Source organism: Bacillota bacterium (genome assembly GCA_033549065.1).
Lineage (GTDB): Bacteria > Bacillota > Dethiobacteria > DTU022 > DTU022 > JAWSUE01.
Genome location: JAWSUE010000001.1, coordinates 23,898 through 42,390, shown reverse-complemented (window position 1 = coordinate 42,390; position 18,493 = coordinate 23,898). Strand labels below are relative to the sequence as shown.

The following is an 18,493-nucleotide window of genomic DNA, read 5'->3' as shown; positions in this document are numbered from 1 at the left end:
ATGAGTACACTGCCTGATTACTTGGGCCCCATGGCGTTCGGACTGAAAATGGGGGTTATACTTCCGGGAATGGATATTGTAGAAAAAGTGTATGAACGGCTAATAAGTTGTTATAAAGATGGACTTCTTGAAAATGGAGATGTAATTTGCATCACTGAATCTGTTGTAGCCCGGGCTCAGAATAACTATATAACCATAGATGATATTGCCCGGGAAATAAGAGAGGTATTGCAGCTCTCGGATGACAGCAGGATAGCTGTAGTTTATCCTATCGCCAGTCGAAACCGGTTCTCGATGATCCTTAAAGGGATTGCCAGAGCGGTTAGCCGGGGAGAAGTAATTGTTCAGTTTTCATATCCCGCGGATGAAGTAGGTAACCAGATAATTTCAGCCGAATATCTTAGCAGTTTTGAGAAAGAACACTTCCATCATGAAGATTTTGGAACTAAAATATTCAAACATCCTGTAACGGGGGTTGATTATATAAACCTGTATCGACAAATCATCGAAGAGGAAGGAGCGAAAGCTTCAGTTATCCTTTCTAATGATCCACTTTATGCTCTTGAATTTGAACCACACGGCATTATTGCTGCCGATATACACAGCAGAAACAAGACTCTGAAAACAATAACCGACTGGTTTGAAAACTGCATTACATTGGACCAGGTATGCAACGAAGGAGAGGCCTGTTCGGAATGGGGCTTGCTCGGCAGCAATATGTCCGCAGGAGAACGCCTAAAACTGGCACCTCGTGATGGCCGAAAAATTGTTAACAAGCTCCAAACGCTGATTAAAGAAAAGATGGATCTTGAAGTTGAGGTTATGATCTACGGGGACGGCGCTTATCTTGATCCAAGCAGTGGAATTTATGAACTTGCCGATCCTAAAGCAGCCTTTGCTGCAACCGATGGACTTGATTGTTTCAGGGAAGGTTTAAAATATAAATACCTGGCAGATCATTGTTACCATGAAGAACAGAGATCTGCCGACGAGATAGAGAGCATTCTAAGCAGCAATATAGGCCGCAAACTACCTGAGGACAGCCTTGAGAAAGAAGGCACAACGCCCAGGAGAATGGAAGATGTTCTGGCAAGCCTGGCTGATCTGGTGAGCGGTTCAGCAGATGCGGGAACACCTGTTGTCGTTATCAAGGGTTTTTTAAAATAGCTATTTTTTCAATTTCTGATGCAAGTTGTACAAGAGGCCGGTAAGCAGATAGAAAAAGAGTATTAATGGGAAATAGTCGCCATATCGGGAGTATACAGTCGGGCGCCTGGTAAATTCAATGTCTGTAATAAATACGCCTGCCTGATCTTTCCCTGAGCGGAAAAGTTCATTCCCCTTATGATCATAAGATATCGTAATGCCGCTGTTGGCGACCTGGGTTACTCCAATCCCCATTTCTGCTGCCCGTATAGCCGCCGCCTGGGCGTGCAATTCTAGGCCTATTGATCTGCCAAACCAGGCATCGTTGGTTAATACAAAGAGGTGCCTGCCTCCGGAAAAAGAAAAAAGACGCGAATGATCTCCAAAGTATGATTCGAAACAGATGACCCCGGCCAGTGGCGAGTCATTTATTTCAAAGATGACTATTTCCTCTCCTGCTGTATACCGGCCCAGAAGCAGCTGCAGGTTTAGGATGTTGTTTAGAATCTCTTCAAAGGGAAAATACTCGACAAAGGGCACTAGCCTTTGTTTATTATATACTGGTATCTCCAACTGATTATCTCGGAGCAATAGTATAGAGTTGTAAAGGTTATCCCCTTCTACAACTCTTGCACCATACAAAATAGCTATTCCGAGTTCTTCTGCTACTTGAAGCATTTCAGGTTGATGGGTTTTGTTCCTTCGAAAATCAAGATCTACTACTGTTTCCGGCCAGACTACAAGTTTAACCCCGGGATCTTCTTCCAGGGCTTCCCTGGTCATCTCAAGGTAATGCTCTCTTATTCTTTCCTTACCCAGTGATATAATCTCGTCTGGTGAACTATTACCCTGGATCAAGGCTGTTCGTATGGAGGGTAATTCATCGTCTATTGCTTGAATGGAGGGTATCAGGAAACCGCATCCGATAAACAGAAGCAGGACTGCCAGAGCAAGGACAAAATCTTTTTTTTCTAATTTGCCCAGAGCAAGAAAGATAATGATTGTTTGAAAAGAGACGATTGTAAAAGGCAATCCCCAATATCCGTAGGTCGAAGCAAGGTTAAGCATGTAAGGATAATTCCATTGAGAATAGCCAAGATATCCTACATTGTAAGCTAAAAATCCAATTGAACGCAGGTACTCTACAATGACCCAAATAGCCGGTATAGCATAGACGGCAAACAGCGGCCTGACATGCTTTGTCATCATGTTGGAAAGATAAGCGAACAGGCCGCTGAATAAGCTGATATAGAGAACAAGGAGAAACATTGCTGCAAGGGCCAGAGTAAAAGGCAGATAAGGAAATAATACGTGGCTCAGGTACAGATTCAGATATAGATTTATTGGTATAGCGAATATAATTCCTGCCAGGAATGCTTGTCCGGGCCTGGATAAGAGAATTGAAAAAATCAATGGAGCCAGGACAAACCAGCTTAAATAACCCTGCTCGAAGGGCGGGAAGGCAAATATCAGAATAGCGCCCGAAAAGAGAGGAAGCAGCAGGTTTAGGTATATATATGTGTGGGTGTTATCCTTTGATGCCATGATTCCGGTATCCTCCTTATTGATACTTTACCACAGGGTCGAAATCATGAAAACGGCTTATTATCTATCTCCTGATTCTTGACCCGGTCTGGTCTTAATGGTATAAATAAATAACCGCAATATTTAACATGATTAACTATTGATTATATGAAATAATCTGGCAGGAGGAGATCTCTAATCAGCAGCGACGGTCTCATTGAATATATAAAAGAGCTTGATCTGGTGTTCAGCCGGTTAATATATAGGGTGCGGGTTTTGCATAATCGCTACACTGTTGACGAGATCACCGATACACAGTTTATCGTTCTGCGGGCTCTTCGCAAAAATCCTTGTAATACTTCATTTTTGGCTCACATGCTTGGAGTAACTTTAAGCGCGGTTACAGCGTTAATAAACAGGCTATTCAAAATGGGTCTGGTAAACAGGGAGCGTCAGGAAAAAGATCGCCGGCAGGTATGGATTTCAATTACTCCCAAGGGTTTAAAAGTTTTAAACGAAGTGGAAGAACAACGAAACCTGCTGCTTGCACTTTATCTCTCCAAAGTTCCGGAAGATGAACGGAAGCAGTTGTTGATATTGCTGAAGAAGGCAATCAAATTATTTGAACGTGAAGATATACTGGAAGAAGATATCACAAAGTAATCCGGGTGTAATAATTAATAAATTACAGGGGATGTTCGAAGGCACCCCCTGTTTTTTATTACTCCAGCCCGGATGAGATATATTGGAAGCTTTACTCTTCAGTTCTATCCGGTACATCTGGCTTACGTTTGGACAGTTTCCGAATCAGAAGGACAATTAAAAGCACTACTAAGCCTAAAAGGATAAGGATTGGCAATATAGTTATAACAGCGATTATGATGGATGAAATACTATGAAGAATGAAATTAATGCTGCTGATAAATGCCTGCGAAATACGTCTGCCGAAATTTTCAAAAGCTCCCGGGGAAATATTCTCAGTTGGGATTGCTTCTTCTCTCAGATTAACGTTAATGGTTGCGTATGTTACCTGGTCTTGCAGGTAGGTAAACTGGGCGGTCATTGATTCTATTTCTCCTCTGACCCTGAACAGCTCACGCTCAACTTCCAGAACCTCTTCAACTGTCTCAGCCATCTCGAGTATCTCGACCAGGCGTTCTTCCTGAGCTATCTGATTTTTTAACCGTGATTCCAGGTCTATATAGTGCATTGTCACATCTTCCTGGCCGGTTTGAACATTGGTAGCTCTTCCCAGGTTTTCTATCTGTGGCATAACGGCATCGAAGGTTTGGGCAGGTATACGAAGAGTCAGGTTTGCTCCATATTGCCCCTCCCTGATTTCATATACATAAGAATTGCTGATAATTCCATCAACCTCACTCACGATACCCCGGATAGTCTGGATTGTATCCCTGGTATTCCGAACAGCAAGATCGATTGAGCCGTTACGTATAACATACCGCAGAGAACTGTCGCCGACTCCCCCATCAGGCCTTCTTACTTCAAACTCCGGTGCTTCTGCTGCAGGCACTGACATCCCATACTCTTCGAGATATACTGTGTCGTAAGCCTGGCCTGCAGAAGAGTCTCCACGGTCAAGATAATTTACAGCTCCACAGGATGTAATAATCAATCCCAACAAAACTGTTAACAGAGCCACTGCGATCTTTAAAAAGATTCTCTTCTTATTCATTACTGTTACCCCCTTTTACCCATCTGACAAACAGGTAAGTTTTTCGGTTCCCCTGGAAGTATATGCTGGTTATTTAAAACGGACAGGCAACATTTCCATTTTTTCTAAACTACGCGGTGACCCAGCCCGATGGCTACATCATTTCGATGCAGAAGGCCTATGCCGAAGAAAATGGCCACTGCAATGTGAGTACCACCCCGGGCGATTCCAACCTTTCCTCCTACATTTAATCCCAGTGCTTTGGGCATGATCTGAACCAGCGCTTCACGGGTAGCTCCTGCAACTGCACCGTCGGAATGGCTCGAATCATCAATAATCCCTTCACGTTTTGAAGCAACAACAGCTCTTTCGACAACTTTTTGGAGGGAACTTAAAAACTCTCCCCCATAATCTACAGCCAGGGACTGGATTCCTTCGGCTAAATGTTTTTGCTTTAAATCAGCTTCCGATTCCCTGCTTATCGTCATCGCTATGCTTATTGCAGCTTGAGCCACGTCTCTGCTTTCCAATATAATCAACCCCTTTTTTATCTCCTTGATTAATTATCCTTCTTCCTCTGATAAAGGGCAAGTTTAATTTGTTGATCAGCCTGTGGGTCAGTTTGCTTGTGTTATAATTATTTATAATGGAGGTAAGTTTGATGAAAGAGAATTTTTGCAGTATCTGCGGCGAGGAGTTTAAACCGAAGGATTTATCTATCCGCTGTCGTTTGTGCCTGCGTAATTATCACGCCCGTTGTTGGGAAAAAACGGGTGGTTGTACTACTTATGGATGCCCGGGAAATCCGGAGCTTGTAGATGAAAATTGTGCGCTTAACTATGTAAAATGTCCCGGGTGTGGGGAAGAAATTTTTGATTTCGCTGTCAGGTGTCCTTTCTGTCGTATTTCGCTCGGTGAAAAGGATTCATTGATCACAAAACAGCCAAAAAAAATTTACAATTTTGAACAACCTATCCGCAAGGATCCTATCCTTGCCGGACTGCTTAATCTGATTTTTCCTGGTGCCGGTTATATGTACCTCGGACTCTTCACAAAGGGGCTTATCTGGTTTTTGATCGCGGTTGCTGCCTGGTATTTTACTCGCGGCCTGGGGCTAATTGCCGTATACCTATGGGTAATGTATGACTCAAGTCGACTGGCGGTCGCGATAAACCGTGACAACACGCCACCTGACAAAAAAACGATGCAGCGTCGATGAGTCTTAATAATAGTATTCTTATTTTTTTATGAAATATTTTGCTATTTATGCAGGAGTATAGGTTTCAACGTTGAATAACATTTTAAGTTTCAGGACGTTTCTGAATACGTTTAAACCTAACCTCCTATTATATTTTTTGTGCAGGGTGAATACCCTGTTCTTTTTTTATCATGTTATTCAGCTGTATCTTGAACAAATGATTAACCAAATTGCAATCGGACTATATAATTGGGTGATCTAATGAAAGCACCAGGTAAGGCAGAACCCCTGCCATTCTTTCGCCAATTGATTTACGCCTCCGGCAGCGCAGGTTTCACCATGCTCGAGCGCATGATCTTACTTTACATGCCTTTTTATTATCTGCCGCCAAAAGAATATGCTCTTCAAAATCTTATTCCCGATCGTACTTACTGGGGGATTATCACGGTTTTAGGGACAACTCTTCTGGCTGGCCGTATCCTTGATGGACTGGCCGATCCGGTTGTTGCATCTTTAAGCGATAATAGCCGTTCCCGGTTGGGGCGAAGAAAGATTTTTTTGCTTGCCGGAGGACTTCCTCTAACGCTTTCTGCTGTACTTGTATTTCTTCCTCCCCGTGGTGGCTATGAGTCAATAGTAAACGGCCTCTGGTTGGGATTGGTGATGGCCGCGTTTTATGTTGCTTTTACCATCTATGTTAATCCCTTTTTAGCTCTCCTTCCTGAACTGGGTCATAATAATTCACTGCGAATTAACCTGTCGACGATGATAGCATTTTTTGGTTTAATCGGTATTCTACTGATTACGGTCATTTTCCCATGGATTGTTAATCATATGCAGACAACAGGGATAGATCTGCGGTCGGCTTACCGGTATACGGTTTCAGGATTTTCTCTTTTGGCCCTACTGTTTTTATACCTCGCAACTTTAGGATTCAGTGAGGCAAAACACAGCCAATCGGCTGAAACTCCGAATATCGGAGCGTGGTTGTCATTGAGGAGGACATTTTCTGTAAAACCTTTTCGCACCTTTCTGACCGGTGAAGTTTTTTTACAGTTTGCCATGAATACAGTAACCCTGGGGCTTATTTATTACGCCGTTGTTCTTTTCCAAAAAGATCAGGGTTTTATGGTAATTCTTGCCGGATTGGCTACCGGCGGAGCATTAATCTGCTTCCCCCTGGTTAATATATCCGCCAAGAAGTACGGCAAAAAAAGGATAATAACCTTTGGAGTTTTTTGCTTGAGTGTTTGTGGATTTAGCCTTTTTTTATTAAGTTTTAACATGCAGGGAGTTAATTATTATTTAAGCCTTTTTATGTTTGCTCTTGCCGGGTTTCCACTGGCTGTACTTTCAATTTTGATCAACCCGACTATTGCCGATCTTGCCCGGGCTGATTATCGTAAAACAGGAGAAAGCCGGGAAGCTATGTTCTTTGGAGCACGGGCTATACCCTTGAAGCTGACCATTGCACTGGCAGGCGTGGTTTTCGCATTTTTACTTTCGGCATACGGAAAAGATATTGCTCATCCGCTTGGTGTCCGGTTGAGTATGCTTGCCATAGCAGTATCATCAGCTTGCAGCTACCTGTTTTTCAGCAGATATCCGGAAAAAGAAATAATGAATATTCTTGAAGAAGAAATCGTTGATCCTGATGAATTGACGTAAAACCTGAAAGGCTGTTATTAAATTATTTTTTTTGAAAGAGGACTATCCGGTTGCTGTTTGTTCCAGCCCGGTTGTTTTTTATGCCCCAGATGTTTGATGTTTTTGTAAATTGCTGCCTGTTAATGATCACTCCTGCGCAGGTAAAGCCTCTATTTATACCAAGTGGAATGATAGTTTCTTCAAGTTTTATTTTTCCACCCCGCACCTCTCCAACTTCAAAAGCAACCCAACCCTGATCTTTGGTAATTCTAAATAACTCTTCAAACACCGATTCCATTTTCTTGCTCCACTCATCAAGAGTTGCAGCCATGGTCATATTCTGCACCAGAGCAGCAGGATCGATATGGTTAAACCAGCAGCGAAGCCAGTTATCTTTAGAGTATTGGACAATATTTAAGAATGGGGGTGAGGTTACCGTCAGGTTAACGCTTGCTGAAACAATATCATCTGTTTTTGAAGCGTCTTCTTCAAGGAAAAGAGCGCTTCTTGAAGCTTTCCTCAGGGCTGCAATATCTTCTTCTTTTAGGGTCCTGAGCAGTTGGATAGTTTTTTTCAATATTATTTCGTTTACATTTCTATACTCCGGTATCTGGTTTAACCTCAGATTTATCTTTTTTTGTTGGGCAATCGACACTGCCTGATTAGGCGGCATCGTATAAACTGAAAAAAATCCTTTTGAATGACCTGTTAACCGGTTTGTCGCGACCATTCTTATCCAGCGATCAATTTCATCTTCTTTATCCAGCTTGTTTTTTTCATGAAGGTAATATCTCAAACTGAGGATCTCTTCTTCGGTTTTGGGATGATAGAACATGGATAGATCAAAATCGTTAGTTATGTTATTTTTGTTGGAAATGTTTTTTAAGCGCAGGCTTACATCCTGCAGTGAAGGTATTCGCAACCTTGGTTCGGATAGTATTTTACTTAAAGGATTGATATCATTGGCAATTATTCTGCGGCCCATCAGGGCAGCCTCGATAATGGTTGTCCCCCTTCCGGCAAACGGGTCATAGATCAGGTCACCTGCCCCGGAGAGCAATTCAATAAAAAAACGGGGCAGCTGTGGTTTAAAGCAGGCTCGGTAAGATATTTCATGTATTGAAGATGACTGACGCTGGCGCGAAGTCCAAAATTCATTAACAAAGTAGTGTATTTCTTGTCCGCCATAGTGTTGAGCTTGCTCTTCCCGGGGACTGATTTTTTCCAGCTTGCTGAGGATGGTATTGATATCTGGCAAGGCAGCCACTCCTTTACTCGTAATATTATAACAAAAGAAGATACAATGTGGTTTTCAATTTCCGGAGCTTATGATAGTATATCTGGCATCTGCTTATAACATATTACATGTTCCGGGAGAGAAGTTACTTTGAAGATACCGGTTGAAATAAAAAACAGAGCCCAAAGTATAGCGCCAAAAGCAGCGCTTCTAGCTGCAGTATTAATCTGGGGGACTTCTTTTGTAGCCGGGAAATTAGCTTACACAGATATCGGGCCAGTATTACTGGCCTTTTTCCGTTTTTCTGTGGCTTTTTTAGTGCTTTTTCCGGCATTAATCCGGTACCGTCACATCAGGTCTTTACCGCTGATACCAATAGCCTTAATCGGCTTTATGGGGGTCACTCTCTTTTATTCTCTGCAGAATATTGGTTTATATTATACCAGTGCAGCCAATACGGGTTTAATTCAGGGAAGTATACCGGTATTTACTCTTTTATTTTCAGTTTATTTACTGGGTGAGCGGTTTACATGGCTGCGCAGCCTGGGTGTGCTACTGTCGGTTTTGGGGGTAGTTATGATCGTTCTTATAACTGGAAATGATCATGGGGGAACAAACCCTTTGCTTGGTAATATTCTGGTTCTGCTGAGTGCAGCTGCCTGGGCTTTCTATACGGTGAAGAGTAAACCTCTTCTTAAAAAGATACCTCAGCAGGTTCTTGTTGCAGCAAGTATGTTTTTTGGCCTGGTATTTCTGCTTCCTGTCTTGATCATAGAAATGAGTATTATGGATTATGCACAAATCAGCCTGTCCAGTTGGGCTGTTATCTTGTACCTGGGGCTTTTTGCATCCGGTTTTGCATTTCTCTTTTGGAACTATGGCTTAAAGCATGTTGATGCATCAGAAGCGGGAGCTTATACCAATCTGGCTCCTGTCATCGGCGTTGTTAGCGCCGCATTTGTATTAGGGGAGGCAATAAATCTAATTCAAATTGGCGGGGGAGTTTTGGTTATTATCGGTGTTCTCATGGTAAGCAGGACAGTCAAAGATAGATGAACAAAAAGAAGTAACTTTATTCAATGTTTACTTGTTCGATTACTTGTTCATCTGATAATTGACAGGCTTTGCATAAATCGTAAAACCTGATCTGGTGCTCTTTAACTATGAAGCCAGTTTTTTCAGCCGCCTCGTTATCAAGCTCACTGATATGGTCCAGATCCAGATCGTAAATTGCGTCACAGCCGCTGCAGAGAAAATGGTAGTGGGGTGAAGTATCGGCGTCATAACAATCGTAGTTTCTTCCGGATTCAATACGTTTGATCATATTTTGATCCAGTAGAACCTTTAAATTCCTATAGACAGTCCCGATACTCAGGTTTTCAATATCTTCTTTTAACCGGTCATAGATCCAGATTGCAGTTGGATGGGCACTGGTGCTCTTCATCAGCTGTAACATACAATCTCTTTGCCTGCTTCTTCTATACCTGAATGAGCTCATATTCTAATCCCGATTCTTGATGTTCTTTTAACCCTCATAATACTTTTAATAAAAGCTTCAGTCAAGGAATTTAAAACCATTCAGTAAACAATATGCCGAGAATTGTGCCGGTAAAAATACCAAATATAGAAAGGTGTGCGCCTGCGCTTTCATAGGCGTCAGGGATTAACTCATCACAAACAATATAAAACATCGCTCCGGCAGCAAACCCGAGGGAAATCCCGAGCACGGAAACAGATATACTTCCGATCAAGGCACCGATCAAAGCTCCTATGCCCATCGGTGCTCCGGAAAGAGCAGTTATGCCAAGCACTTTTAGGTAACTGTATCCACCTTGTTTTAGAGGGGCAGCTACGGCCATTCCTTCAGGAATATTATGTAATCCGATCAGTATGGCCAGCGTAGTACCTAATTCAGTTGAACCGATAAATCCTGTTCCGATTGCCAGACCTTCAGGGAAATTATGTAATCCGATACCCAGAGCCAGGAGGGTTCCCTTCTTGAGATATCCTCCTAGATGAGCTTTTTCAGTTGTTACAGTATGCTGATGTGGCAGGTAATGATCCAGTATATAAAAAATAAACATTCCGAGAAATAAGCCAATTAAAGCTGCTCCGACACTGCTGTAATCAATAGATTCTACGATTAACTCCAGAAATACTATTGACAGCATCACTCCGGCAGCAAATGCCAGAATGGTTCCCGTAAATCTTGGAGTAGGTTTTCTGATAAAGATTGAAAATAAACCGCCGGCCCCGGTCCCGATTACCCCGGCCAGCATGCCGGATAGAGTAATATCAAACCAATTCATCTGGTCACCCACTTTAGAGTAACTGCTGATCTATAGTAACAATCGGACAATATGCTGTCAATGAGGCCCGATTATCTTTGGTTATTTGAAGCAAGCAAGCCGAAGAAAAGGCATTGGCTTTTCTCCGGCTTCTCTTGAAGAAATAGAGTTGAAGTAAAACTAACTCATAGTTCAACTTTTTGAGAATTATCCCATAAGCCGTGTATGTTGCAATAACTTAATGCTAACAGTTCACCGGATTTCTCAAGTGTTATGGATGTAGTAACTTTCGGTTCACACTTGGCGCTACCGGCGTTTGCACCCTCAACCGATTCGGCATGTGCTTCAAAAAGGTACGTGCCGAGCTGAATAATAAATTTTTCACCATCTGGCTTAAAAAATAGTTTGATGTAGCGAATATGGTGCTCGGTAGTATGGGGATGGGGGATTTCAGCACCAACACTCAGTGTTACATCAAATGCTTCACCTTTTTTGGCCTTTCCTTTGAGTTCAATTACCGGCACATGTTTTTCAGCTTTCCAGTCAGCTGACTGGACATGGTCACCTATTACACTCATTCTATTCAACCTCCCTGTAATCTTATAGTGATAATATATTCGCCGGAATTAAGCAACATCCTTTTTATACGGTTTGACTATTGCCACAAATCATATTAATTATTAATAGCTGATAGTGGTATAATTCAAAAAGAATATTTGTATACGATAGGGTGAGTCAATGTATACGTCACAGCTAATAGATCACTTTAAAAACCCCAGGAATGCCGGTCCGATTTCCGAGCCAGACGGAGTGGGAACAGTTGGAGATCCTGATTGTGGCGATTACATCAGAATTTTTATAGTAGTTAAAGACGACAGGCTTATTCGGGTAAATTTTGAAGCTTGTGGTTGTCCAGCTTCGATTGCGACAACCAGTGTTTTAACTGAAATTGCTATGGGTAAAACAATTAATGAGGCTTTGGCGATCACGGAAAATGAAATCCTGGAAGCTCTGGGCGGTTTGCCGGAGGAAAAAGTACACTGTTCAAACCTGGGCAAAGCCGCTCTCAAACAGGCAATCCTCTATTACCTGCAGAACAGAAATTCATTTGAGTTTAGATATAAAAAAGCTTATTAGAAGAAAGATTTGAAAATATGGTTGCTAAATGTGTACGCTGTAATATAGAACTTGCTGAAGATGAAATTTACCGATACAGGGACCAGGATCTTTGTGAAGACTGCCTCCATTTGATTACGAATAATCTTTAACAGTTATCGCCCTGCTGCTCTTTCGTAGGGGCAATATGGCTAACAATGTAAGAATCCCGGCTGCCAGGAAAGCACTGTCCAGACCGGGACCCTGTGCGGCCAATCCGAAAATGACCGGACCGAGAGCAAAAAAGGTATCGATTGTATTTTCCTGGAGGCTGATTGTTGTCGCTCTTAATTCAGGGTTGCTGATCTTAATAAGCCAGGCAGTAAAGGAAAGTGAACTACCCTGAATGCCTATTCCGAGTAAAAGTGCTGCCACGATAGCAAATATCGAATTGTAAGCTATTAGATAGAGGCTTCCGGTACCGAGGCCAACCAGCACCAACATGGGCCATACAACTTTTTGTCTCCCGAAACGGTCAGTTAGAATTCCGGTAAGAAGGCAGGATATAATTCCCGTAAAACCGAGGATTATAAAAAAACGGGCGGCAGTGCCGTTTACAATATTTTCATCAATATAAACCGCGGAAAAAGATATAACGGCGCTATAATTAATAGAAAAGAGGGCTATCCCCCCGATGATAGGGTATATTTGTTTATTTTGAAGAACCTCTCTGGTCCTGTTCCAGATGCCGGAAATATTGTTTACATGAATCTTTACACCCGGTACTTTTAAAACTGCCAGCAGTACAAGCGATATTGCTGAGGTAAGTGCGCTGACAAAAAACCAATGGTTGTAACTGTAGCGTTCAATAATAGTCAGAGCAGCTGATGCACCTGTAAGGAGGCCTATATTGAAAAAAATTCTTGTCATCCCCAGGTATAGGCCAATTTTTTTCATAGGGGCCATATCTGCCAGTAATGTAGAAATTCCGGGCAGGAATACTGCAAGCCCGAATGATTGATAGATCCTTACGGCAAGCAGCATAAAATATGAATCATGCAGCATCAGCAATAGCGGACCAGTGGTAAAGGTGATTACGCCTATCAGCATCAACGGTTTTGGTCCCTGCCGGTCCATGACCGGGCCGAGCAATAAGCGTAAAATTATGGCTGCAAGTCCAAAAACTGTATTCTGAAGACCAGCCTGAAATGCAGTGCTGCCTATTGCCAGGCTGTAGCCTGGTAAAACAGCTATAGAGGCAAATAGATTTGCAATAAAGAAATACACAGAGCCGAAAAAAAGAATCCAGTTGCCCCGGCTGTTTGTATAGGGTGGATATTTATCTTCGTTTATTTGCATTAACACTTATTTTTCCACCTTGTCTTCATTAATTTCATCTTCAAAAGATAAGCTTACTAGGGCTTTAAACGTTCAACCAGTTCTTTGCCAACAATTGCTGCCACATCAGCAGCGATATAATGACTTGCCGAAGCATCAAATAAAATTGTTGCCCAGGCCTGGTCACTATCTCTGGGTAGACGATAACATAGACATAATGGGACACGGGGTAAAACCCGCCATTCAAATGTTAAATCTCCATGGTAACTGATAGGCCATCCACCTGCCTCAATGCATCTCTGCTTCAAGCCTTCTGTGTTATCTTCCCACTCGGCTGATAACTCGTCACCAGCATAACCCTGAAAAGCCTGCTGGTAAAAAAGACCGCCAATTTCAGTTAAATTTACCCACCTGCCGGTTAGAGGTGTTCCGTCTGCACGATCAATGTAGTGCAACCAGAGAGCCTCTTTATCAAGTTCAACCGGGAGGCAATCCTGCTTGAATACTTTTAGTTCAGGCCAGCTTATTTTATAAGATTCGGAATAATGTTCGCCGAAGAAAAAAAGTTTGTTATTCTCATCCCTTTCAATTCTTATTGCAGAGAACTGTGCTATCTCTTGTGGGTCTCTCGTGAGAATTCTTTTTCGATACTCATCGCATCTTGCATGAAGTGCCTTTCGCCTTTTTTCCTTATTTATAGTATTATCAAGAATAAACTTATTATTATTTTCATCGATCATAATTATTCGATCACCTGCTAACATTTATACTGCGGCAATTATACAGGCAATATTGAAAGCGAGTCAATATAAGGTACCAAGTTCTTCTTTGAAGATTGGTCTGATAATACTTGGGAAGGTGTTGTATATTATGAGAATTGGTATAGCCGGATTTGGACGGATGGGAGAGTTGATCAGAAACAAAGCTATTGCCTGTGGACATGAAGTTGGTGCTGTTATCGACCCTTTCAGCAAGCATGAAGCCGTAACTGCTGATGAATTTTCCCTTGATTCTCTTCCCCTTGATGTTATAATAGATTTTACTATTCCGGAGGCTGTCAAGAATAATATCAGGCTCTACGGTCAACTGAAGGTCCCGGCAGTTATCGGCACCACAGGGTGGTATTCCGATATGGCAGAGGTTGCAGAAATAGTGGGAAAAAGCGGGATCGGCTTGATCTGGTCAGGAAATTTTTCTTTGGGAGTTAACATTTTTTTTAGTCTTGTTAAAAAGGCCGGAATGATTATGAACCGGTTTTCCCAATATGATGTAATGGTCCATGAATACCACCATCGTCACAAAGCCGACAGTCCTTCCGGAACTGCAGGTATGCTTGGCGATATTCTGCTATCCACTCTGGATAGAAAAGAGTCTATTCTTGATCGAACGCCTTCAGGTGCAATCAAAGAAACAGAGCTGCATATTTCTTCAACCAGGGGTGGCGAAATACCCGGTACCCACCGGGTGATTTTCGACAGTGAAGAAGATTCACTAATAATCGAACACTCCGCTCGCAGCCGAAGCGGTTTTGTTGTTGGCGCACTGATGGCCGCTGAATGGATTAAAGATCGAAAAGGCTTTTATAATCTGGAGGATATGATTCAATCACTAATTGGAGGTGGAGACGATTAGGAATATTTACAGGGGTGTTTTTACAGCACTCGTTACCCCTTTTACCTCGACGGGAGCTGTAGATATTGGAGCATTTAAACGTTTGGTGGAATATCAGATAGAGTCGGGTATAGATGGATTGGTTCCCTGTGGAACAACCGGTGAGAGCTCTACCCTTACTCATGATGAACACGATCGGGTGGTTGCGTTGACTGTTGAATATGCTGCCGGAAGAGTGCCGGTGATTGCCGGTACAGGCAGTAATGCCACAAGTGAAGCGATCCAGCTTTCGCAGCATGCTGAACAGTCCGGAGTCGATGCAGTTTTACTTGTTAACCCTTACTATGTAAAACCGACTCAAAAAGGGTTATATCTTCATTTTAAAGCTATTGCCGAAGCGGTTTCCATTCCCTGTATACTTTATAATATCGAGAGTCGTACCGGAGTTAATCTGGAAAATGATACGCTGTTCAGGCTGATGAATGAACATAAAAACATTGTCGGGGTAAAAGAAGCATCAGGCAGCCTGATTCAGATGAAGAATCTGATTAACCTGCGGCATGATGAGTTTGTGGTTCTCTGTGGAGATGATAATATGACTGTAGATCTTATTGAAGCCGGTGGCAACGGGGTGGTCTCTGTCGCTGCGAACTTGATACCCCGCCAAATGAAAACGATGGTTCACAGTGCACTTTCCGGCGATTTCCATCGGGCACGGGAGTTGGAAAGCCGGTTGATGCCTTTTTTCAAAGCCTGTTTTGTGGAGACAAACCCGATCCCTATAAAGACAGCCATGTCAATGAAAGGTTGGTGCCAGGAGTCTTTCCGCCTGCCCATGTGTTCCCTGGATATCAAGGAAAATTACGAAGTAATCAGGGAGGCAATGTCAGATCTTGACATTGCGGAGGCTAAATAAGTTATGGCAAAAATTAATGAGCATTACAGAAAACTTGGCAGCAGCTACCTGTTTCCTGAAATTGCCCGAAGGGTAAGCCAATTTCAACAGGAAAACCCAGGCATCAGGGTACACCGTTTGGGCATTGGCAATACCACTGAGCCGCTCACTCCCACTGTCATAAAAGGGTTGCACTCTGGAGTGGAGCGTCTTGCCCACGTTGAAACCTATTCCGGTTACGGTGATGAGCAGGGCGAAGAAGAACTTCGTCAAAAACTGGCCGATTTTTATGTATCACGAGGAATAAATATTGACCCCGATGATATATTTATCAGCGATGGTGCCAAGCCTGATGCGGGGAATATTCAATCACTGTTCAGTGAAGATAGTGTAATCGCGGTTCAAGATCCTGCCTATCCAGTTTATGTCGATTCCAACGTTATATTCGGTCGCTCCGGTAACTACGATGGAAAAAATAGAAATTACAGTGGTTTTATTTATATGGTCTGCAACAGGGAAAATGGGTTTTTCCCTGAACCTCCTGCCGTAAAAACAGACTTGATCTATTTATGCAGCCCCAATAACCCCACCGGCACAGCTGCGACTCACGCTCAGTTGAAAAAATTCGTCGATTATGCATTGAGTAAAAGGGCAATAATTATATTTGATGCTTCCTATTCTGAATTCATTTCTGATCCTGTTTTGCCCCGCTCGATCTATGAAATTGAAGGAGCAGAAGTTTGTGCAATTGAGATAAACAGTTTTTCTAAGTCTGCAGGATTTACCGGAGTCAGATTGGGATGGTCGATAGTTCCAAAAGCCCTTTTGTCTGAAAACAGCGAACCAGAAGAAATACACCAGATGTGGCTTCGCAGACAAACTACTTTTTTTAACGGGGCATCGAATATTGCACAATATGGAGGCCTGGCTGTACTCTCCGATCAGGGGTTCAAGGAATGTCGCCAGCTGATTGCCTACTATATGAAAAACGCACGGCTGATTCGCGAAGGGCTACAGGCTCTCAGCCTTACTGTTTATGGAGGGGAAAATGCTCCATATTTATGGGTGAAAACTCCAAATGGCCTTACCTCCTGGGAGTTTTTTGATAAATTATTAAATGAAGCGCATGTAGTCGGTACTCCCGGTTCAGGTTTTGGACCATCAGGCGAAGGCTATTTCCGGCTCAGTGCTTTTGGTCACCGGAAAGATATTCAGGAAGCAGTTTTAAGTATGGAAAAGAATCTACTTCTCTAATCAGATAATATTACCGGAGGCGGTTTTGATGGCTGAAAAAAAAATTCCCCTTACAAAAGATGAACTGGAAGAAATTGCGTTAAAATACCCGACACCCTTCCACCTCTATGATGAGAAGTCTATAAGGGAAAATGCCCGAAGGTTTTACAAAGACTTTTCCTGGGCACAAAACTTCCGAAACTACTTTGCGGTTAAAGCCTGCCCCAACCCCACAATTTTAAATATTTTACGTGGAGAAGGCATGGGTGTTGACTGCAGTTCCATGACAGAGTTGGTTCTGGCGGACAAAGTCGGTTTTTCTGGTGAAGAAATTATGTTCACGTCCAATGATACTCCTCCGGAAGAATTTGTTGAAGCTGCCCGTCTGGGAGCGGTAATAAACCTCGATGATATAATCCATCTTGATATTTTGGAGAAAAGTGCAGGGATACCGGAGTTGCTGTCATTTCGATTTAATCCGGGAGATGCCCGAACAGGTAATGTTTTGATTGGTCTCCCCCAGGAAGCCAAATATGGGGTTACCCGTGATCAAATTATTGATGCATTTCGTTTGGCAAAAGAAAATGGAGTTAAACGTTTTGGGCTGCATACCATGGTTGCATCCAACGAACTCTCCGAAGATTACTTCATTGAAACGGCGAGGATGTTATTTGAATTGGCGGTCAGGATTAAAAAGAGTACAGGAATTAACATTGAAATAATTAATATGGGTGGAGGAATTGGCATACCTTATCACCCTGAAGAAGTGGCTGTAAACCTTAACCGGATATCTGGAGCGATGCAAACATTGTATGAAAATGTGATTGTTCCCGGGAATCTGCACCCGTTAAATATAGCTTTTGAATGTGGGAGAATTGTTACCGGTCCCTATGGTTACCTTGTAAGCAGAGTGCGCCAGGTAGCCAGGAAGTATAAAGATTATGTAGGTCTTGATTCTTGCATGGCAAACCTTATGCGTCCCGGTATATACGGAGCATATCATCATATTACTGTTCCGGGTAAAGAAGAATTGCCGGTTGATCATATTTATGATGTCACCGGATCACTTTGTGAAAATGCAGATAAATTTGCTATTAACCGCCCCTTGCCAGAGATTAATGCCGGTGACCTTGTAGTGATCCATGATACAGGTGCACATGGTTACTCGATGGGATATAATTATAATGGTAAACTCAGATCAGCAGAACTTTTACTGCGTGAAGATGGTTCAATACAGTTGATCCGTCGTGCTGAAACCATTGATGATTATTTGGCAACAATGCGATTCGATGATTCTCCAGTTGTGATTTAGTAGTTGTTCAGAACTAATATTTATAAGCTGATCTCAAATCAGAGAGGAGTCGGTTCAAAATGATCCGCAGTGATATTAGGGCTTACATCAATATCGGAGCCCTCATACTTGTTCTTTTGTTCAACTTTCTTTCAAATCTATTGCCCTTTAATAATCTGACCCAGCAAGATCTATCTCTTATATATCCGGTTCTACTAACACCGGCAGCCCTGACGTTTTCAATATGGGGTTTGATTTACCTTGCTCTAATTGCATTTATAATTTATCAAGCCCTGCCAAGCTTTAGAGATAATCCGT

At 42.5% G+C, this 18,493-nt stretch carries 20 protein-coding genes; 11 read left to right on the top strand and 9 right to left on the bottom strand.

Features of this window, described 5'->3' with window-relative positions; translation table 11 throughout:
• Positions 1-1,167, top strand: a complete 1,167-nt coding sequence (locus tag SCJ97_00210) for a coenzyme F420-0:L-glutamate ligase (protein ID MDW7738468.1) — start codon at positions 1-3, stop codon at positions 1,165-1,167.
• On the opposite strand, the gene lnt is transcribed toward SCJ97_00210, so the two are convergent.
• Complete coding sequence (gene lnt, locus SCJ97_00205; GenBank protein MDW7738467.1) at positions 1,168-2,691, bottom strand: apolipoprotein N-acyltransferase; 1,524 nt, start codon at positions 2,689-2,691, stop codon at positions 1,168-1,170.
• A 255-nt stretch (positions 2,692-2,946) separates the two neighbouring features.
• On the opposite strand from lnt, the gene SCJ97_00200 reads away from it, so the two are divergent.
• A complete protein-coding gene (locus SCJ97_00200; GenBank protein MDW7738466.1) occupies positions 2,947-3,333 on the top strand; it encodes a MarR family transcriptional regulator in 387 nt (128 codons plus the stop codon).
• Positions 3,334-3,424: 91 nt separating this feature from the next.
• Here SCJ97_00200 and SCJ97_00195 read toward each other — a convergent pair whose 3' ends face one another.
• Positions 3,425-4,363 (bottom strand): DUF4349 domain-containing protein, encoded by a 939-nt coding sequence (locus SCJ97_00195; protein ID MDW7738465.1) that lies wholly within the window; start codon positions 4,361-4,363, stop codon positions 3,425-3,427.
• Positions 4,364-4,467: 104 nt separating this feature from the next.
• Entirely contained in the window at positions 4,468-4,878 is a 411-nt protein-coding gene (locus SCJ97_00190) for a HutP family protein (GenBank protein ID MDW7738464.1), read from the bottom strand.
• A gap of 125 nt (positions 4,879-5,003) precedes the next feature.
• On the opposite strand from SCJ97_00190, the gene SCJ97_00185 reads away from it, so the two are divergent.
• Together SCJ97_00185 and SCJ97_00180 are read left to right on the top strand one after the other, a co-directional pair.
• Complete coding sequence (locus SCJ97_00185; protein ID MDW7738463.1) at positions 5,004-5,561, top strand: RING finger protein; 558 nt, start codon at positions 5,004-5,006, stop codon at positions 5,559-5,561.
• A 240-nt stretch (positions 5,562-5,801) separates the two neighbouring features.
• A complete protein-coding gene (locus SCJ97_00180; protein MDW7738462.1) occupies positions 5,802-7,208 on the top strand; it encodes an MFS transporter in 1,407 nt (468 codons plus the stop codon).
• 22 nt (positions 7,209-7,230) lie between these two features.
• Here the strand turns inward: SCJ97_00180 and SCJ97_00175 are convergent, their stop codons facing one another.
• Complete coding sequence (locus SCJ97_00175; GenBank protein MDW7738461.1) at positions 7,231-8,454, bottom strand: DNA methyltransferase; 1,224 nt, start codon at positions 8,452-8,454, stop codon at positions 7,231-7,233.
• A 120-nt stretch (positions 8,455-8,574) separates the two neighbouring features.
• On the opposite strand from SCJ97_00175, the gene SCJ97_00170 reads away from it, so the two are divergent.
• Positions 8,575-9,480: a DMT family transporter gene (locus tag SCJ97_00170; protein ID MDW7738460.1), complete on the top strand. Its 906-nt coding sequence runs from the start codon at positions 8,575-8,577 to the stop codon at positions 9,478-9,480.
• 16 nt (positions 9,481-9,496) lie between these two features.
• On the opposite strand, the gene SCJ97_00165 is transcribed toward SCJ97_00170, so the two are convergent.
• The 3 genes from SCJ97_00165 to SCJ97_00155 form a co-directional block, all read right to left on the bottom strand.
• On the bottom strand, positions 9,497-9,922 hold the full coding sequence (locus SCJ97_00165) for a transcriptional repressor (protein ID MDW7738459.1): 426 nt from the start codon (positions 9,920-9,922) through the stop codon (positions 9,497-9,499).
• 70 nt (positions 9,923-9,992) lie between these two features.
• On the bottom strand, positions 9,993-10,733 hold the full coding sequence (locus SCJ97_00160; GenBank protein MDW7738458.1) for a ZIP family metal transporter: 741 nt from the start codon (positions 10,731-10,733) through the stop codon (positions 9,993-9,995).
• 164 nt (positions 10,734-10,897) lie between these two features.
• Entirely contained in the window at positions 10,898-11,290 is a 393-nt protein-coding gene (locus tag SCJ97_00155; protein ID MDW7738457.1) for a class II SORL domain-containing protein, read from the bottom strand.
• A 160-nt stretch (positions 11,291-11,450) separates the two neighbouring features.
• On the opposite strand from SCJ97_00155, the gene SCJ97_00150 reads away from it, so the two are divergent.
• Complete coding sequence (locus SCJ97_00150) at positions 11,451-11,849, top strand: iron-sulfur cluster assembly scaffold protein (protein MDW7738456.1); 399 nt, start codon at positions 11,451-11,453, stop codon at positions 11,847-11,849.
• Positions 11,850-11,963: 114 nt separating this feature from the next.
• Here the strand turns inward: SCJ97_00150 and SCJ97_00145 are convergent, their stop codons facing one another.
• Together SCJ97_00145 and SCJ97_00140 are read right to left on the bottom strand one after the other, a co-directional pair.
• A complete protein-coding gene (locus SCJ97_00145) occupies positions 11,964-13,166 on the bottom strand; it encodes an MFS transporter (GenBank protein ID MDW7738455.1) in 1,203 nt (400 codons plus the stop codon).
• A gap of 56 nt (positions 13,167-13,222) precedes the next feature.
• On the bottom strand, positions 13,223-13,909 hold the full coding sequence (locus SCJ97_00140) for a DUF3786 domain-containing protein (protein MDW7738454.1): 687 nt from the start codon (positions 13,907-13,909) through the stop codon (positions 13,223-13,225).
• Positions 13,910-14,015: 106 nt separating this feature from the next.
• Here SCJ97_00140 and dapB point away from each other — a divergent pair, with 106 nt between their 5' ends.
• From dapB to SCJ97_00115, 5 genes are all read left to right on the top strand, one after another.
• Positions 14,016-14,777: a 4-hydroxy-tetrahydrodipicolinate reductase gene (gene dapB, locus SCJ97_00135; protein MDW7738453.1), complete on the top strand. Its 762-nt coding sequence runs from the start codon at positions 14,016-14,018 to the stop codon at positions 14,775-14,777.
• Entirely contained in the window at positions 14,773-15,672 is a 900-nt protein-coding gene (dapA, locus tag SCJ97_00130; GenBank protein MDW7738452.1) for a 4-hydroxy-tetrahydrodipicolinate synthase, read from the top strand. The genes dapB and dapA overlap by 5 nt, the downstream gene beginning before the upstream one ends.
• A 3-nt stretch (positions 15,673-15,675) precedes the next feature.
• On the top strand, positions 15,676-16,905 hold the full coding sequence (locus SCJ97_00125; GenBank protein MDW7738451.1) for an LL-diaminopimelate aminotransferase: 1,230 nt from the start codon (positions 15,676-15,678) through the stop codon (positions 16,903-16,905).
• Positions 16,906-16,933: 28 nt separating this feature from the next.
• The gene (locus SCJ97_00120; protein MDW7738450.1) at positions 16,934-18,196 is read left to right on the top strand and encodes a diaminopimelate decarboxylase; all 1,263 of its coding nucleotides are present in this window, start codon (positions 16,934-16,936) and stop codon (positions 18,194-18,196) included.
• Between the two features lie 59 nt (positions 18,197-18,255).
• On the top strand, positions 18,256-18,493 hold a 238-nt coding region (locus tag SCJ97_00115; GenBank protein ID MDW7738449.1), incomplete at its 3' end, for a hypothetical protein.

Bases quoted from the DNA above. Each gene is read 5' to 3' on its own strand.
- SCJ97_00145 (MDW7738455.1), bottom strand. From the start codon at position 13,166: ATGCAAATAAACGAAGATAAATATCCACCCTATACAAACAGCCGGGGC.
- SCJ97_00155 (MDW7738457.1), bottom strand. From the start codon at position 11,290: ATGAGTGTAATAGGTGACCATGTCCAGTCAGCTGACTGGAAAGCTGAA.
- SCJ97_00140 (MDW7738454.1), bottom strand. From the start codon at position 13,909: ATGTTAGCAGGTGATCGAATAATTATGATCGATGAAAATAATAATAAG.
- SCJ97_00180 (MDW7738462.1), top strand. From the start codon at position 5,802: ATGAAAGCACCAGGTAAGGCAGAACCCCTGCCATTCTTTCGCCAATTG.
- SCJ97_00210 (MDW7738468.1), top strand. From the start codon at position 1: ATGAGTACACTGCCTGATTACTTGGGCCCCATGGCGTTCGGACTGAAA.
- dapB (MDW7738453.1), top strand. From the start codon at position 14,016: ATGAGAATTGGTATAGCCGGATTTGGACGGATGGGAGAGTTGATCAGA.
- lnt (MDW7738467.1), bottom strand. From the start codon at position 2,691: ATGGCATCAAAGGATAACACCCACACATATATATACCTAAACCTGCTG.
- SCJ97_00150 (MDW7738456.1), top strand. From the start codon at position 11,451: ATGTATACGTCACAGCTAATAGATCACTTTAAAAACCCCAGGAATGCC.
- SCJ97_00165 (MDW7738459.1), bottom strand. From the start codon at position 9,922: ATGAGCTCATTCAGGTATAGAAGAAGCAGGCAAAGAGATTGTATGTTA.
- SCJ97_00160 (MDW7738458.1), bottom strand. From the start codon at position 10,733: ATGAATTGGTTTGATATTACTCTATCCGGCATGCTGGCCGGGGTAATC.
- SCJ97_00195 (MDW7738465.1), bottom strand. From the start codon at position 4,363: ATGAATAAGAAGAGAATCTTTTTAAAGATCGCAGTGGCTCTGTTAACA.
- SCJ97_00185 (MDW7738463.1), top strand. From the start codon at position 5,004: ATGAAAGAGAATTTTTGCAGTATCTGCGGCGAGGAGTTTAAACCGAAG.
- SCJ97_00120 (MDW7738450.1), top strand. From the start codon at position 16,934: ATGGCTGAAAAAAAAATTCCCCTTACAAAAGATGAACTGGAAGAAATT.
- SCJ97_00125 (MDW7738451.1), top strand. From the start codon at position 15,676: ATGGCAAAAATTAATGAGCATTACAGAAAACTTGGCAGCAGCTACCTG.